The organism is Macrococcus sp. CoH-51_TC_04 (assembly GCF_058188655.1).
The window spans coordinates 1-14,632 of sequence record NZ_JBVGOY010000006.1 but is presented as its reverse complement, the minus strand read 5'-3'; the positions used below and the strand labels follow the sequence as shown (position 1 = coordinate 14,632).

Here is a 14,632-nt window from a genome sequence, read left to right as displayed (position 1 = left end):
ACGGTAAAACATTACCGCACCATTTTTATATTGGTTTATAACCCTAACCTATCAACAATCTCAGCCACACTATTTAATACTATATCCGCATTTCGCAAATCTTGTGCATCACCAGAGCCTGATAATACGCCTACTATTTTTCTGACTTCAGCATTCTGACCAAGTTCAACATCCATCTCAGTATCTCCTACCATCATCGTATCCTCTTTTTCAACATTTAACTCATCCATTATAAGCTGCACCAACTCTTTTTGTGGTTTATGATAATCTGATGAATCACTCGTAATAATCTTATCGAAATATTCACGAATACCATATTTATCTATGAATAAATCCATCGATGCATTGTCATCTGCTGATACGATAGCAAGAAGGTAACCTTTATCATGTAGAGATTTCAATGTTTCCTCGACACCTTCAATAATTTCGATGTCTTCCACTTCATTGTCAGACGTTGCATGTTCAATCTTTTTAAGTAACCAGCTGGCCATCGCATCACCATTCGGAAGCTTTTCTAAACTGGATACGATTGCCTTTGTTGTTTGTGCACCAAGCAATTTATCAACTTGATCATCGACAATACCGAATGCGTCTTTTATTTCAGATTTTGGCACATGAATATCTGTACGCACTGAAAATTCATTGATCAAATCATCAGCTAACTTCACCACCGGATGTCCTAATTTCATTAATGTCCCATCTTTATCAAAAATGATTAATTTCGTCATAATTTTTGTCTACTCCCTAACTTCACTTTTATTATTTTATAACCTTTTCACGCAAAAATATCTCACTCTAACTTGAGCGAGATATTTTATTTATTTGATTTCTAAAGTTAAGTCCCCTGCTTTCACATGATTAAAACGTCGTGCAACACCGTAGTGTAATACATACGTTACGACAAGCGGTAGAAAGACGCCTGCAATCATAAACTGCGTAAATGCGACAATGCCTTGATCATTTAAAATTTGCATCGGTGCGATGAAGCCGCATAAACCGATACCACCAATTTCATAGGGTACGCCCAGCTTAAACCACAGAATTGCAACTGGACCACTGATTGCAGATGCTACGAGAGGCGCAATCGTAATTTTAGGGTTGTTTACAATGTTCGGGAACTGAACCTTAGGCGTACACACGAGTTGCGCTAAGAAGCCACCTAGATCATTATCCTTTAGCCCCATCGCTGTGTATCCGACGAATTGTGCTGAGATACCGACGAGTGCTGCCGCAGAAGATGCTGGATCAAGTTGTAAGACAATAACCAGTGCTGCTGACGATGCTGGGGTCATTACGATAACTGCAAATACGAGCGCGATCACTACAGACGAGATGAGTGGTTGTCCTTCTACAGATTGAGCGATTGATTTCGAAATAACAACTAATGCAGGTTCCACAACGCGTGCTAGATAATAACCTACTAAACTACCAGCAAGCACTGCAGATACTGGCACTGCCATCATATCGAGAATGGTCTTTCCGGTTACTTTCTTACCGACATAAGTTGCTACGATTGCACCGATAATTGCTCCGATAGGTAGTCCTGTCTGGATTGTAAAAGCTCCATCTACTTCTTTCAGTGCATTACCACCGATTGTTGCAGCAACCATAGCAGAAACTAATGTAATTCCATTTGCGCCTAAACTATAAGCGATAGCTCCTCCTAGTGCCGGTGCTAAAATTAACATCGAAATCGTACCGAAAAGAACTAATAAATCAATATGCAATAAACCTCCAATTGACTTCAATAACATTCCTACCCCGAGCGCTACAAAGATTCCTGCCGAGATACCTTGTGCTCCCTTTTCGAATCGATCTTTAAAATAGTCTTTTCTACTCATCTCATGTTCCATAATCATCCACTCCTATTTTTAGTTTTTACATAATATGACCTTCTTTATCGTTACAAATATGAATATCCATAGTTGAACCACTCCTTAATAATTATTCTGCTGATACACACCATCCAAACGGATCTTCTTTCGAACCACTTTGAATACTAGTATAAGCACTATATAGTTCTTCAGTAATCTTACCTGTATTGCCATCACCAATCGTCAATACATCATCTTTATATTTAATCTCGCCAACCGGTGAGATAACGACTGCTGTTCCTGCACCGAATACTTCTGTTAAACTACCATTCTTTGCATTATCCACAACCTCCTGGATACTAATGCGGCGCTCTTCCACTTCGTACCCTAGATGCTCTGCAAGCTCTAAAATAGATTTTCGTGTAATCCCCGGTAATATACTGCCATTCAGTTCAGGTGTAACGAGTTTATTGTTGATAACAAAGAAAATATTCATACTTCCTACTTCTTCAATATAAGCCTGTTCTACACCATCTAGCCACAACACTTGATCATAGCCTAATTTTTCAGCTCTAGACTGTGCAATTAAACTTGCAGCATAGTTTCCTGCTGCTTTAGCAAATCCCACACCACCTCTAACAGCTCTAACATATTCATCTTCAACATAGATTTTCGTTGGCGTTAATTGCCCACCACCATAATATGCACCGACTGGAGATAAAAGAATCAGAAATTTATAGCTGATCGCTGGTCGTACACCTAGGAAAGGTTCATTCGCAAATACAATCGGTCTAATGTATAAAGATTGACCTGCACCACTTGGAATCCAATCTTTCTCGAGTTCAACAAGCTGTTTGAGCGCTTGTACCATTTCTTCAACATCTATCTGGGGTATTTCTAAACGCTCACATGATTGATTCATTCGTTTAAAATTTTGATCAGGTCGAAATAACTGAACACCGTGTTGCGTCTTGTAAGCTTTCAGCCCTTCAAATACTGCCTGACCATAATGAAGCACTTGTGAAGCAGGGCTCATGGAGATTTCTTGATAAGGGATAATTTTTTTGTTATGCCAACCTTCTTCATTTGAGTAATCCATTGAAAACATATAATCTGTAAAAAACTTACCAAATCCTAAGTTTTCAGGATTAGGTTTTTGCTGTTTGTGCATTCGTTCTTCCACTTCAAATACTACTACCATTTCATCCAATCCCTTCAAAATTTATTATTAATGTCACTTAGTATAGCAACTCCAAATTCCTTTTTCAATAAGTTTTTAGAAAATTCTAATTCTTATATACAATTAAAACGCTTTCATTATGCTATTAAAAAAATCCAAAGAGATGGGTAGCTGATACTACTCATTTCTTTGGATTTTTATAAGATTCATCAATTATTTATTTTCTTTTAATTTAATTGCATTTAACATTTCCTTCGTCATTGCATCTAAATCAAACTTAGGATCAAATCCCCACTGTTTCTTTGCTTCTGTTGCATCAATTGAGTCTGGCCAGCTTTGTGCAATACCTTCACGCACTGGATCTACATCATAATCAAGTTCGAAGTCTGGCACTAATTTACGAATGCTTGCAGCAATCATTTCCGGATCAACACTCATTGCAGTTACATTAAAAGCATTACGGTCTTTTAGGTTTTTAGAAGGTGCCTCCATTAACTTAATAATTGCATCAATCGCATCATCCATAAACATCATATCCATGAAAGTACCACTGTTTATGTATGAAGTATATTTACCTTCACGAATTGCTTTGAAGTAAATCTCTACTGCATAATCCGTTGTACCACCACCCGGTTCTTTGACATGTGAGATAAGTCCCGGGAAACGTACGCCACGCGTATCCACATTAAAGCGGTGGAAGTAATAGTCACATAATAACTCACCAGAAACTTTATTTACACCGTACATTGTTGTAGGACGTTGAACTGTAACTTGTGGTGTGTTGTCAGCTGGTGTACTTGGTCCAAATGCACCAATCGAAGACGGTGTAAAGAATTGCATATTATATTTACGTGCAACTTCCAAAGCGTTAAGTAAGCCGCCCATATTTAAGTTCCACGCAAATACCGGATCCTTTTCAGCTGTTGCGGATAAGAGTGCTGCCATATGCATAATCGTGTCAGCATTAAAGTCTGAAGCTAATTTATCCATGCGCTCAGCATCCGTTACATCTAGTTCTTCAAATGGCCCTTCTAATACTTTAGCACCTGCTTCAGGATGACGTAAATCAGTAGCTAATACATTATCCACCCCATAGATTTCTCTTAATTTTAATGTTAATTCTGTACCAATTTGACCCAAAGCACCCGTAATCATAATCTTTTCCATTTCATTCTCCCCTTATACAACTGTATTCCCGAAACGAACAAATAATTAATATATTGACTATTACCCCCTAGATTCTATATTAAAAACGCTTACATGTCCACCATAAGAATACATTTATTTATCTTTTTACATGAACATATATAAAAAAGCTGGAGGTGCACTCCAGCCAATAAACTATTTAATAATGTTTAATTCTTTCCCTACTCGCTCATAGATTGCTAACGCTTCTTCAAGCATTTCTTTCGTATGTGCTGCTGTCGGCATGTTACGTACACGCCCTGTTCCACGTGGCACTGTTGGGAAGACGATAGATTTTGCATATACGCCTTCTTCCATTAAACGTCTAGAGAATTCTTGAGTTGTCTTCTCATCACCGATAATACATGGTGTGATGGGTGTTTCAGAATGACCGATATCAAAGCCTAATTTTTCTAACCCTGCTTTTAAGTAGTCTCCATTTTCCCATAATTTATCATGTAATTCTGTAGATTCCATAAGTATTGTTACTGCTTCCGTAATTGCACGTGTATCAGCTGGTGCTAGAGAAGTAGAGAATAAGAATGGTCGTGAAGCCACTTTTAACCAGTCGATTAAATCTTTAGTTCCTGCTACATATCCACCTACGACGCCGATTGCTTTAGATAATGTCCCGATTTGGAAGTCAATCTTATCTTGAAGACCAAAGTGCTTAACTGTTCCTGCCCCTTTACCCATAACACCTGATCCATGTGCATCATCTACATACGTAATTAATCCAAATTCTTCAGCAATTTCTACGATTTCAGGGAGTTTTGCAACATCTCCATCCATTGAGAAAACACCATCAGTAATATACATCACTTTATTGTATAAACCAGACTCAACCGCTTCTTTTGCTTTTATACGTAAATCAGCCATATCCGAGTGATTAACACGAATAACTTTCGCTTTTGACAAACGACAACCATCAATGATTGAAGCGTGGTTTAATTCATCAGAAAGAATTGCATCATTTTTGTCCATTACTGCGCTAATAGCAGCCATGTTACAGTTGAAACCAGATTGATATGCAATCGCAGCTTCTGTCCCTTTGAACTCTGCTAATTTCTCTTCTAATTGCACATGTAAGTCTAAAGTACCATTAATCGTACGAACTGCCCCCGCACCTACGCCATGAGAATCTACCGCTTCTTTTGCAACTTTCTTTAAACGCTCATGTGTTGCTAACCCTAAATAGTTATTAGAAGATAGGTTGATAAGTTCTTTACCATCAATCTTAATTTTAGCACCATTTGGTCCTTGTACTACATTAATTTCATTGTATAAACCATTGTCCTTTAGTTCGTCTAAACGCTCCGTTAAGAACGATTGTAAAGCTTTAGTCATAAATTGACACCCCTTTTCATTTTCACTATCATCATAACACAACTATTTTAGGAGTTCTAATGAACGCACTATTGAAATTTTGGTGTTAAGAAGTTTAAATATTCTAAACTTTTTGATACACTAGAAATATTAAATTTTTTTAAAGTAAGGAGCGTTGAAATGGACATTGAACAATTAATCGCTAATGATTTTGATAAGATGGTGGAGATCAGAAGATATCTTCATCAACATCCTGAAATTAGTTTTCATGAAGAAAAGACATACGCATACATATTAAATTCTTTAACGCATCTCAAACATTTCAAAATTAGAGAACATGTGGGTGGTAAAGGTATTGTAGCAAACATATCAAATGGTGAAGGACCATCTATCGCTCTACGTGCGGACTTTGATGCACTGCCGATACAAGACCAGAAAGATGTAGATTATCGTTCTAAAAATGATGGCGTTATGCATGCTTGTGGACATGACGGACATACTTCAATTTTACTCTCTGTTGCAAGACTTCTAAATTCAACTTATGAATTAATAACAGGTTCGGTCACGCTAATTTTTCAATTTGCTGAAGAAGTCGCCCCAGGTGGTGCACATGATATGGTGAATGATGGAGCACTAGCCGGTGTTGATAAAGTTTATGGTAATCATCTATGGTCTCCTTATGAACAGGGTGCTATCTATTCAAGAAATGGTGCGCTAATGGCTAGCCCAGATACATTTCATATTACTGTGCAAGGAAAGGGAGGTCATGGAGCTCACCCCAATACAACAGTAGACGCCATTGTTGTTCTAGCCGAACTCATTATCAATTTGCAGACAATCGTTTCACGTAATGTGGCCCCCACTGAACAAGCTGTCCTGACAATAGGTAAAGTCGTCGCAGGCGATACTTTTAACGTCATCAGTGATAGCGCTTATTGTACAGGTACAGTACGGACTTTTAATCCTGAAGTTAAGGCACTGATTAAGAAAGCGATGGACAGAGAGATTAAAGGCATTACTGCAGCTAAAGGAGCAACGTACACATTCAATTATATCGATGGCTATCCTGCTGTTATTAATGACACGCAATCTGTAGAAGTCATACAGCGTGCTGCACAACATGCAGGTATTGAATACAAAGAAACAGAGCAATTGATGATTGGTGAAGACTTTTCATACTACATACAGCATAAACCAGGTGCATTCTTCTTAACAGCAGCAGGAAATAAAGCAAAAGGGATAACTGCACCTCATCATCATCCACTCTTTGACTTTGATGAACAGGCAATGATTGATGCTGTAAAGTTATTCTTATGTATATTAAAAGAGGAGCATGTGTATGATAAACCTAGTCAATGAATACTATGATGAATTAGTAGCAATAAGAAGACATTTGCACATGCACCCGGAACTCTCTTTCCAAGAAGAAAAAACACCTGAGTATATCGCAGCATTTCTTGAGGAGCAAGGTATTACAGTAGAACGTAATGTCGGTGGTAGAGGCGTTGTCGGTCGGTTAATCAAAGATGAATCACTTCCGACGCTTGCGATACGTGCAGATTTTGATGCATTACCAATACAAGATGAGAAAGATGCACCTTATAAATCGCAAGTCCCTGGCGTGATGCATGCTTGTGGACATGATGCACACACAGCCATACTTATGATCACTGCAAAGATTCTTGCAAAGAACTTCGATAAAATAAACGGGAATCTTGTTTTTATACACCAGCATGCTGAAGAAGTAGACCCTGGTGGCGCGATACAAATGATTGCGGACAATTGTTTGAAAGGCGTAGATGCTATCATTGGTCAACACGTCTCCAGTGATCTAGAAGTAGGAAAATTAGGCTATAAATACGGCACTGCAACTGGCATACCTGATGATTTCTGGATTACAATAAACGGGAAAGGTGGACATGCTGCACATCCTGACACTACAATCGATCCTGTTGCTGCTACTATTAGACTCTGTAATGATCTTCAGTATATCGTTTCACGTAAAACAAGCGCTACTACACCTGCTGTCATATCCGTAACACAGCTACAAGCTGGAGACCAAAATAATGTCATCCCTGATAGTGCTAAAATAGCCGGTACGATAAGAACATTTAATCCGACGACACAAAGATTGATGATAGATGAATTAAAAAGATGTCTCGAAGGACTGGTTACTACGATGGGTATTACTTATGAACTTAAGTATAGTAAAGGCTATCCACCTGTAGTAAATACTATCAATGAGACTGACCTTATTGTTAATGCCGCGAGAAAGATAGAAGATATCGAGGAACTTGTCGAACTAAAACCTTCTCTTGGCGGAGAAGATTTCTCTTACTATTTACAACGTGTTCCGGGTTCTTTCTTCTATACAGGGACACGTAACGAAAACTTTAAAGCCGATTTCCCACATCATCACCCGAAATTTGATATTGATGAGACGGGCATGCTCAATGCCGTTAAAGTATTTTTACAAGCGACTGAAGACTTCTTCAACAAGGAGGATAAATAATGAACTGGACAGATGAGGTCATTAACTATAGGGAAGAACTTATAGAAATTAGACGTTACTTACATATGAATCCGGAACTCTCTTTTCAAGAAAAAAATACTTCTAAATTTATCGAAGATTATTTAACTGAACTTAATATTCCAGTAGTAACAAATGTCGGAGGATATGGCCTATACGGTAAACTTTCAGGACAAGGCGATGGACCAACAGTATTACTCAGAGCAGACTTTGATGCATTACCAATTAATGATCAAAAAGATGTACCTTATCGCTCACGATTGCAAGGCGTAATGCATGCATGTGGTCATGACGGGCATACTGCAATGTTACTGATTACTGCAAAAATTTTAAAGAAATATGAATCCGAAATTAAAGGGAATGTTATATTATGCTTCCAGCATGCTGAAGAAGTGCTGCCTGGCGGTGCAAAGTCCATGATTGAAGCTGGGATATTAGAAGGTGTAGACTTCGTGTTTGGTACACATTCATCTAGCAGTATGGAAACCGGTGACGTTGGCTTTATTACAGGACCGTCATACGGTAATGCAGATTCATTGAAGATTACTATACAAGGTAAAGGTGGACATGGTGCGACACCTCATGTAACACATGATTCTATAGTAGCAGCAAGCCACTTAATCTCTCAGCTTCAGACAATCATATCACGCAGCATAGATCCTATAGAGACGGGCGTTGTAACCATTGGTGAGTTTAAAGGTGGAGATGCGTTTAATGTTATTGCAGATCGTGTTACATTAACAGGTACAGTACGCACATACAAAGAGGAGATCAAAAATGTAATTATTCAGCGATTGCATGAAATTTCCAATGGAATAGAAAAAAGCTTCAATGTAGAAATTAATCTTGAATACACCCACGGATATCCTGCACTTGTCAATAGCGAGAAAGAAACATTATGGCTCAAGAATATTGCTGAAAACATTTCATCCATCAATAATGTTGTTACTACCGCTCCTAGTTTAGGCGGTGAAGACTTCGCTTATTTCTTAAAAGAACGTCCAGGATGTTACTTTAATACTGGAGTAAAAAACACGGCAATACAAGCAGATTATCCTCATCATCATCCAAAGTTTGATATGGATGAAAATGGTCTGTTAAATGGTCCCAAAATATTCTTAGCACTCATACAAAAAATGAATGAACTAAAATAAAAAAAAGCTATGAGGCACGCCTCATAGCTTTTTCTATATCACAAAAAGTGATTATTATTTTTCGATTACAGATACAACGCCTGATCCTACAGTACGTCCACCTTCACGAATTGAGAAACGAGTTCCGTCTTCAATCGCGATTGGAGAAATTAATTCAACGTTCATTTCGATGTTATCTCCAGGCATTACCATTTCAGTACCTTCTGGTAAGTTAACTACACCAGTTACGTCAGTTGTACGGAAGTAGAACTGAGGGCGGTAGTTAGTGAAGAATGGAGTATGACGTCCACCCTCTTCTTTAGATAATACGTAAACTTCAGCTTTGAATTTAGTATGTGGAGTAATTGAACCTGGTTTAGCTAATACTTGTCCACGTTGTACGTCTTCACGAGAAACACCACGTAATAAAGCACCGATGTTATCTCCAGCTTCAGCGTAATCTAATAATTTACGGAACATTTCTACACCTGTAACTGTAGTTTTTGATGGCTCTTCAGTTAAACCAATGATTTCAACTTCTTCACCAACTTTAACTTGTCCACGCTCAACACGTCCAGTTGCAACTGTACCACGACCAGTGATTGAGAATACGTCCTCAACTGGCATCATGAATGGTTTGTCAGAATCACGTTCTGGAGTTGGGATGTACTCATCAACTGCGTCCATTAATTCCATGATTTTGTCTTCGTACTCTTCAACGCCTTCTAATGCTTTTAAAGCAGATCCAGCGATTACAGGTACATCGTCACCAGGGAAGTCATATTCAGATAATAAGTCACGAACTTCCATTTCAACTAATTCTAATAATTCTTCATCGTCAACCATGTCAACTTTGTTTAAGAATACTACTAATGCTGGTACACCAACGTTACGTGATAAAAGGATATGTTCACGAGTTTGTGGCATTGGACCATCAGCAGCAGATACTACTAAGATACCGCCGTCCATTTGAGCAGCACCAGTGATCATGTTTTTAACGTAGTCCGCGTGACCTGGGCAGTCAACGTGAGCATAGTGACGTTTGTCAGTTTCATACTCGATGTGTGAAGTATTGATTGTGATACCACGTTCTTTTTCTTCAGGTGCGTTATCGATTTGGTCGTAAGAACGAGCTTCTCCACCTAATTTTTTTGATAAAACAGTTGCGATAGCAGCTGTTAAAGTAGTTTTACCGTGGTCAACGTGACCGATTGTACCAATATTGGCATGTGTTTTCGAGCGATCAAATTTTTCTTTAGCCATTTTGAAATCTCTCCTTAGTTTTAAGTTAATAGTATTTATTACTCATGAGGGATTCTCACCCTCATGAGGGAATTCATAATTCATTTATAAAACATTTAGTGATAAATTGCAATATATTAAGCACGAATGCATAATAAATACAGATTATTCACCTTTGTTTTTCTTAATGATGTCTTCAGCAATTGATTTAGGCACTTCTTCATAGTGATCAAATACCATTGAGTAAGTACCGCGACCTTGCGTATTAGAACGTAAGTTAGTCGCGTAACCGAACATTTCTGCTAATGGTACGAATGCACGAACAACTTGAGCGTTACCACGAGCTTCCATACCTTCAACACGTCCACGACGGCTTGTTACGTCACCCATAATATCTCCCATGTATTCCTCAGGCATAACAATTTCTACCTTCATCATAGGTTCTAAAATTACAGGATCACATTTTTTAGCAGCTTCTTTAAGTGCTAATGAAGCAGCTACTTTGAAGGCCATCTCAGATGAATCGACATCATGGTAAGAACCATCGAATAATTTCGCTTTAACGTCGATTAATGGATAACCAGCTAATACACCGTTTTCCATAGAATCTCTAAGACCTGCTTCAACTGAAGGAATATATTCACGTGGAACTACCCCTCCGACGATAGCGTTTTCGAATACGAATCCGCCGCCAACTTCGTTTGGTGAGAATTCGATATGAACGTCACCATATTGTCCACGACCACCAGATTGACGTGAGAATTTACCTTGAACAGCTGCAGTTGTTTTGAACGTCTCACGGTAAGATACCATTGGCGCACCAACTGTTGCTTCAACTTTAAATTCACGTTTCATACGGTCAACTAAGATATCTAAGTGTAACTCACCCATACCACCGATAATAACTTGTCCAGTTTCCGGATCAGTATGCGCGTGGAAAGTCGGATCCTCTTCTTGTAATTTTACAAGAGCGTTCGTCATTTTATCTTGGTCAGCTTTAGATTTAGGCTCAACAGATAAGTGAATAACTGGTTCCGGGAATTCCATAGATTCTAAGATTACTTGGTTCTTCTCGTCACATAAAGTGTCACCCGTTGTAGTATCTTTTAAACCTACTGCAGCAGCGATATCACCAGAGTAAACTGTTGAAATCTCTTCACGTGAGTTGGCATGCATTTGTAAAATACGTCCAACACGTTCACGTTTACCTTTAGTAGCATTTTGTACATAAGAACCTGAGTTTAATGTACCAGAATATACACGGAAGAATGTTAATTTACCAACGAATGGGTCTGTCATAACTTTAAACGCTAATGCAGCGAAAGGTGCTGAATCATCAGGTTTAGCTATGATTTCTTCATTTTCATCATCAGCAGCATGTCCAACAATTGGCTTAACATCTAATGGTGATGGTAAGTATTCAATTGCAGCATCAAGCATTAACTGAACACCTTTATTTTTGAATGCAGTACCAGCTAATACTGGGTAGAATTCAACGTCACAAGTTGCTTGACGAATAGCAGATTTCAATTCTTCAACAGAAATCTCTTCGCCACCTAAGTACTTATCCATTAAATCTTCATTAACATCCGCTACTGCTTCAATTAGTTGTTCACGCATAGCTTCTGCATCTGCTAAATATTCTTCAGGAACATCTGATACTTCAATGTCAGTACCTAAATCATTTGTAAAAGTGTGAAGCTTCATTTCAACTAAATCAACGATTGCATTGAATTGATCTTCAGCACCAATTGGCATTTGAATAGGATGTGCATTTGCTTGTAATCTGTCATGTAACGTGCCTACAGAGTAATTAAAATCCGCACCAGTTTTATCCATCTTATTGATGAATACGATACGAGGTACTCCATAAGTCGTTGCTTGACGCCATACAGTTTCAGTTTGTGGTTCAACACCTGATTGTGCATCAAGTACTGTAACCGCACCATCAAGTACACGTAATGAACGTTCAACTTCAACAGTGAAGTCTACGTGTCCAGGTGTATCGATGATGTTGATACGATGGCCATTCCACTGAGCTGTTGTAGCAGCTGAAGTGATTGTGATACCACGTTCTTGTTCTTGTTCCATCCAGTCCATTTGTGAAGCACCTTCATGTGTTTCACCAATTTTATGGATACGACCAGTATAATAAAGAATACGTTCAGTAGTCGTCGTTTTACCAGCATCGATGTGAGCCATGATACCGATATTACGCGTGTTCTTCAAAGAGAATTCTCTTGCCATGGGTATTCTTTCTCCTTCCAGGATTGGTTTATTTTATAGAAGTATAGCCTAACAGTCACATATAGACAGCAAGCTGCCATGTGCGACTGGAAAGGCTATAATTCATCTTACCAACGATAGTGAGCAAATGCTTTGTTTGCTTCTGCCATTTTATGAGTATCTTCACGCTTCTTAACAGCACCACCAGTGTTGTTAGCAGCATCTAAGATTTCATTAGCTAAACGCTCTTCCATAGTTTTCTCACCACGAAGACGTGAGTAGTTTACTAACCAACGTAAACCTAAAGTCGTACGACGCTCAGCGCGAACTTCTACAGGTACTTGGTAGTTAGAACCCCCAACACGACGAGCTTTAACTTCTAATACAGGCATAATATTGTTGATTGCTTCTTCGAAAACTTCCATTGCATCACGACCAGAACGTTCTTGAACTAAATCGAATGCATTGTATAAGATTTTTTGAGCAGTACCACGTTTTCCGTCAATCATAATTTTATTGATTAATTTAGTAACTAATTTAGAATTATGAATTGGATCTGGTAATACATCTCTTTTTGCAACAGGACCTTTACGAGGCATATTAATATCCTCCTTTCTTAAGTATATTTTTTTGATTGTTTTATGTCTATTAAGAAGGCATCATTTACACAAATGAAATACTGTTAATAGAATTTATCGTTTTTAATGCTTATTTTTTCTCTTTAGGTTTTTTAGCACCGTATAAAGAACGTCCTTGCATACGGCCGTCAACACCTGAAGTATCTAATGCTCCACGTACGATATGGTAACGTACCCCCGGTAAATCTTTTACACGACCTCCACGAATAAGTACTACACTATGTTCTTGTAAGTTATGTCCGATACCAGGAATATAAGCATTAACTTCGATATTATTTGATAAACGCACACGTGCATATTTACGTAACGCTGAGTTAGGTTTTTTAGGTGTCATAGTTCCTACACGAGTACAAACACCACGTTTTTGTGGAGATGCTAAATCTGTAGCTTTTTTCTTATGACTGTTATAACCTTTGTTTAATGCAGGCGCAGTTGATTTTTTAACTTTAGAAGTTCTTGGCTTTTTAACTAATTGGTTAATAGTTGGCATTCTAAATGTCCTCCTCTCTCTTCTTTAATTCCACACATCCAGGTGGTTCATTTTTAAGGTAAATAAAAATTTGTAAGAATACCGCCTTACAAAGCGGGTTTCAAGTGTGCAACGACTGTTGCCCGAACTTGAATTCCATATTGTTTACCCAGCGTTTCTTTCGAATCACTGAATTCAATAGGTATTTCTTGCTGGTATGCTAGTAATAGCACATTAGTTAATAAGTGGATCTCGGTATTCTGTGCAATCACAATATAATCGACAGTTCCTTTCCTAAGTGACTTTAATGTCTCCTTAAGTCCCACAACATATTGACTAGAGTGCATAACTTTTTCATTAGACATCATTATCCTCCAAAGCTATAGAGCTACTCATCAACCTAAACAATATTATCATCTTTTAAGCCATACGTCAACTATATAAAAAATAACATTTAAACAAATCGTTTAAATGTTATTTAAGTGTTATAGGATCATTAACAATTCTTCTATAATCGATGGTGCCATAAGGATGTTCTTTCACGTTTTTCATAGTATCTAGAATTAATACTTCTCTTTTATGAGTAAATATCGGTATCATATATTCTATTTGCACAACTTTCTAAAATTCTATCCTTATTTTCATCAAATGACAAAAAAAGCGACAATTCTACATAATAATGTCGTCTTTTATAAGAATCTTGAGTTTTAATTAGCACTCTACATCACTTATTTTTTAGCATTATAGCATATTATTTAAAATTTGAGTGATTTTTTACTTCTCAAAAATATAAAAAAGACGAGACACGAATGTGTAGTGAACCCAAAAAGTTGAACTTTTTATTAAGCTACTTTCATTAAAGCAAGATTTCTGTATTCTACAGGAGTCT

At 37.9% G+C, this 14,632-nt stretch carries 13 protein-coding genes; 3 read left to right on the top strand and 10 right to left on the bottom strand.

The genetic code is table 11. The features are described from left to right. Positions 1–35: 35 nt before the first annotated feature. From ACZ2V4_RS06825 to ACZ2V4_RS06805, 5 genes are all read right to left on the bottom strand, one after another. A complete protein-coding gene (locus ACZ2V4_RS06825; RefSeq protein WP_283722228.1) occupies positions 36–728 on the bottom strand; it encodes an HAD family hydrolase in 693 nt (230 codons plus the stop codon). 90 nt (positions 729–818) lie between these two features. Beyond that, positions 819–1,853 carry a PTS sugar transporter subunit IIC gene (locus tag ACZ2V4_RS06820; protein WP_241427463.1) on the bottom strand — a complete coding sequence of 345 codons (1,035 nt, stop codon included), beginning with the start codon at positions 1,851–1,853 and terminating at the stop codon, positions 819–821. Positions 1,854–1,944: 91 nt separating this feature from the next. Further along, complete coding sequence (locus ACZ2V4_RS06815; RefSeq protein WP_283722229.1) at positions 1,945–3,015, bottom strand: branched-chain amino acid aminotransferase; 1,071 nt, start codon at positions 3,013–3,015, stop codon at positions 1,945–1,947. Positions 3,016–3,207: 192 nt separating this feature from the next. After that, positions 3,208–4,161 (bottom strand): NAD-dependent epimerase/dehydratase family protein, encoded by a 954-nt coding sequence (locus ACZ2V4_RS06810; protein WP_120785931.1) that lies wholly within the window; start codon positions 4,159–4,161, stop codon positions 3,208–3,210. Positions 4,162–4,335: 174 nt separating this feature from the next. Next, positions 4,336–5,526, bottom strand: a complete 1,191-nt coding sequence (locus tag ACZ2V4_RS06805) for a glycine C-acetyltransferase (protein ID WP_413475376.1) — start codon at positions 5,524–5,526, stop codon at positions 4,336–4,338. A gap of 159 nt (positions 5,527–5,685) precedes the next feature. Here ACZ2V4_RS06805 and ACZ2V4_RS06800 point away from each other — a divergent pair, with 159 nt between their 5' ends. From ACZ2V4_RS06800 to ACZ2V4_RS06790, 3 genes are read left to right on the top strand one after another with little or no spacing between them, the layout of a single operon-like run. Further along, complete coding sequence (locus tag ACZ2V4_RS06800) at positions 5,686–6,864, top strand: amidohydrolase (RefSeq protein ID WP_490514652.1); 1,179 nt, start codon at positions 5,686–5,688, stop codon at positions 6,862–6,864. Then, positions 6,845–8,017 carry an amidohydrolase gene (locus ACZ2V4_RS06795; RefSeq protein WP_423245827.1) on the top strand — a complete coding sequence of 391 codons (1,173 nt, stop codon included), beginning with the start codon at positions 6,845–6,847 and terminating at the stop codon, positions 8,015–8,017. Before ACZ2V4_RS06800 ends, ACZ2V4_RS06795 begins: the two co-directional genes overlap by 20 nt. Next, entirely contained in the window at positions 8,017–9,189 is a 1,173-nt protein-coding gene (locus ACZ2V4_RS06790) for a M20 metallopeptidase family protein (RefSeq protein ID WP_490514651.1), read from the top strand. The genes ACZ2V4_RS06795 and ACZ2V4_RS06790 overlap by 1 nt, the downstream gene beginning before the upstream one ends. Positions 9,190–9,243: 54 nt before the next feature. Here ACZ2V4_RS06790 and tuf read toward each other — a convergent pair whose 3' ends face one another. The 5 genes from tuf to ACZ2V4_RS06765 all read right to left on the bottom strand — a co-directional run bounded on the left by tuf (position 9,244) and on the right by ACZ2V4_RS06765 (position 14,108). Further along, on the bottom strand, positions 9,244–10,431 hold the full coding sequence (gene tuf, locus ACZ2V4_RS06785) for an elongation factor Tu (protein ID WP_144781510.1): 1,188 nt from the start codon (positions 10,429–10,431) through the stop codon (positions 9,244–9,246). A gap of 144 nt (positions 10,432–10,575) precedes the next feature. Further along, positions 10,576–12,657, bottom strand: coding sequence for an elongation factor G (gene fusA / locus ACZ2V4_RS06780; protein ID WP_219493298.1), 2,082 nt, complete (start codon positions 12,655–12,657; stop codon positions 10,576–10,578). A gap of 107 nt (positions 12,658–12,764) precedes the next feature. Next, complete coding sequence (gene rpsG / locus ACZ2V4_RS06775; protein WP_015912362.1) at positions 12,765–13,235, bottom strand: 30S ribosomal protein S7; 471 nt, start codon at positions 13,233–13,235, stop codon at positions 12,765–12,767. Between the two features lie 109 nt (positions 13,236–13,344). Continuing rightward, positions 13,345–13,764, bottom strand: a complete 420-nt coding sequence (gene rpsL, locus ACZ2V4_RS06770) for a 30S ribosomal protein S12 (RefSeq protein ID WP_015912363.1) — start codon at positions 13,762–13,764, stop codon at positions 13,345–13,347. Positions 13,765–13,850: 86 nt separating this feature from the next. After that, positions 13,851–14,108 (bottom strand): ribosomal L7Ae/L30e/S12e/Gadd45 family protein, encoded by a 258-nt coding sequence (locus ACZ2V4_RS06765; RefSeq protein WP_219493300.1) that lies wholly within the window; start codon positions 14,106–14,108, stop codon positions 13,851–13,853. Positions 14,109–14,632: the final 524 nt, after the last annotated feature.

Excerpts from the sequence above, each read along its gene's own strand:
- ACZ2V4_RS06825 (WP_283722228.1), bottom strand. The coding sequence starts at position 728 with ATGACGAAATTAATCATTTTTGATAAAGATGGGACATTAATGAAATTA.
- ACZ2V4_RS06820 (WP_241427463.1), bottom strand. The coding sequence starts at position 1,853 with ATGGAACATGAGATGAGTAGAAAAGACTATTTTAAAGATCGATTCGAA.
- ACZ2V4_RS06815 (WP_283722229.1), bottom strand. The coding sequence starts at position 3,015 with ATGGTAGTAGTATTTGAAGTGGAAGAACGAATGCACAAACAGCAAAAA.
- ACZ2V4_RS06810 (WP_120785931.1), bottom strand. The coding sequence starts at position 4,161 with ATGGAAAAGATTATGATTACGGGTGCTTTGGGTCAAATTGGTACAGAA.
- ACZ2V4_RS06805 (WP_413475376.1), bottom strand. The coding sequence starts at position 5,526 with ATGACTAAAGCTTTACAATCGTTCTTAACGGAGCGTTTAGACGAACTA.
- ACZ2V4_RS06800 (WP_490514652.1), top strand. The coding sequence starts at position 5,686 with ATGGACATTGAACAATTAATCGCTAATGATTTTGATAAGATGGTGGAG.
- ACZ2V4_RS06795 (WP_423245827.1), top strand. The coding sequence starts at position 6,845 with ATGATAAACCTAGTCAATGAATACTATGATGAATTAGTAGCAATAAGA.
- ACZ2V4_RS06790 (WP_490514651.1), top strand. The coding sequence starts at position 8,017 with ATGAACTGGACAGATGAGGTCATTAACTATAGGGAAGAACTTATAGAA.
- tuf (WP_144781510.1), bottom strand. The coding sequence starts at position 10,431 with ATGGCTAAAGAAAAATTTGATCGCTCGAAAACACATGCCAATATTGGT.
- fusA (WP_219493298.1), bottom strand. The coding sequence starts at position 12,657 with ATGGCAAGAGAATTCTCTTTGAAGAACACGCGTAATATCGGTATCATG.
- rpsG (WP_015912362.1), bottom strand. The coding sequence starts at position 13,235 with ATGCCTCGTAAAGGTCCTGTTGCAAAAAGAGATGTATTACCAGATCCA.
- rpsL (WP_015912363.1), bottom strand. The coding sequence starts at position 13,764 with ATGCCAACTATTAACCAATTAGTTAAAAAGCCAAGAACTTCTAAAGTT.
- ACZ2V4_RS06765 (WP_219493300.1), bottom strand. The coding sequence starts at position 14,108 with ATGTCTAATGAAAAAGTTATGCACTCTAGTCAATATGTTGTGGGACTT.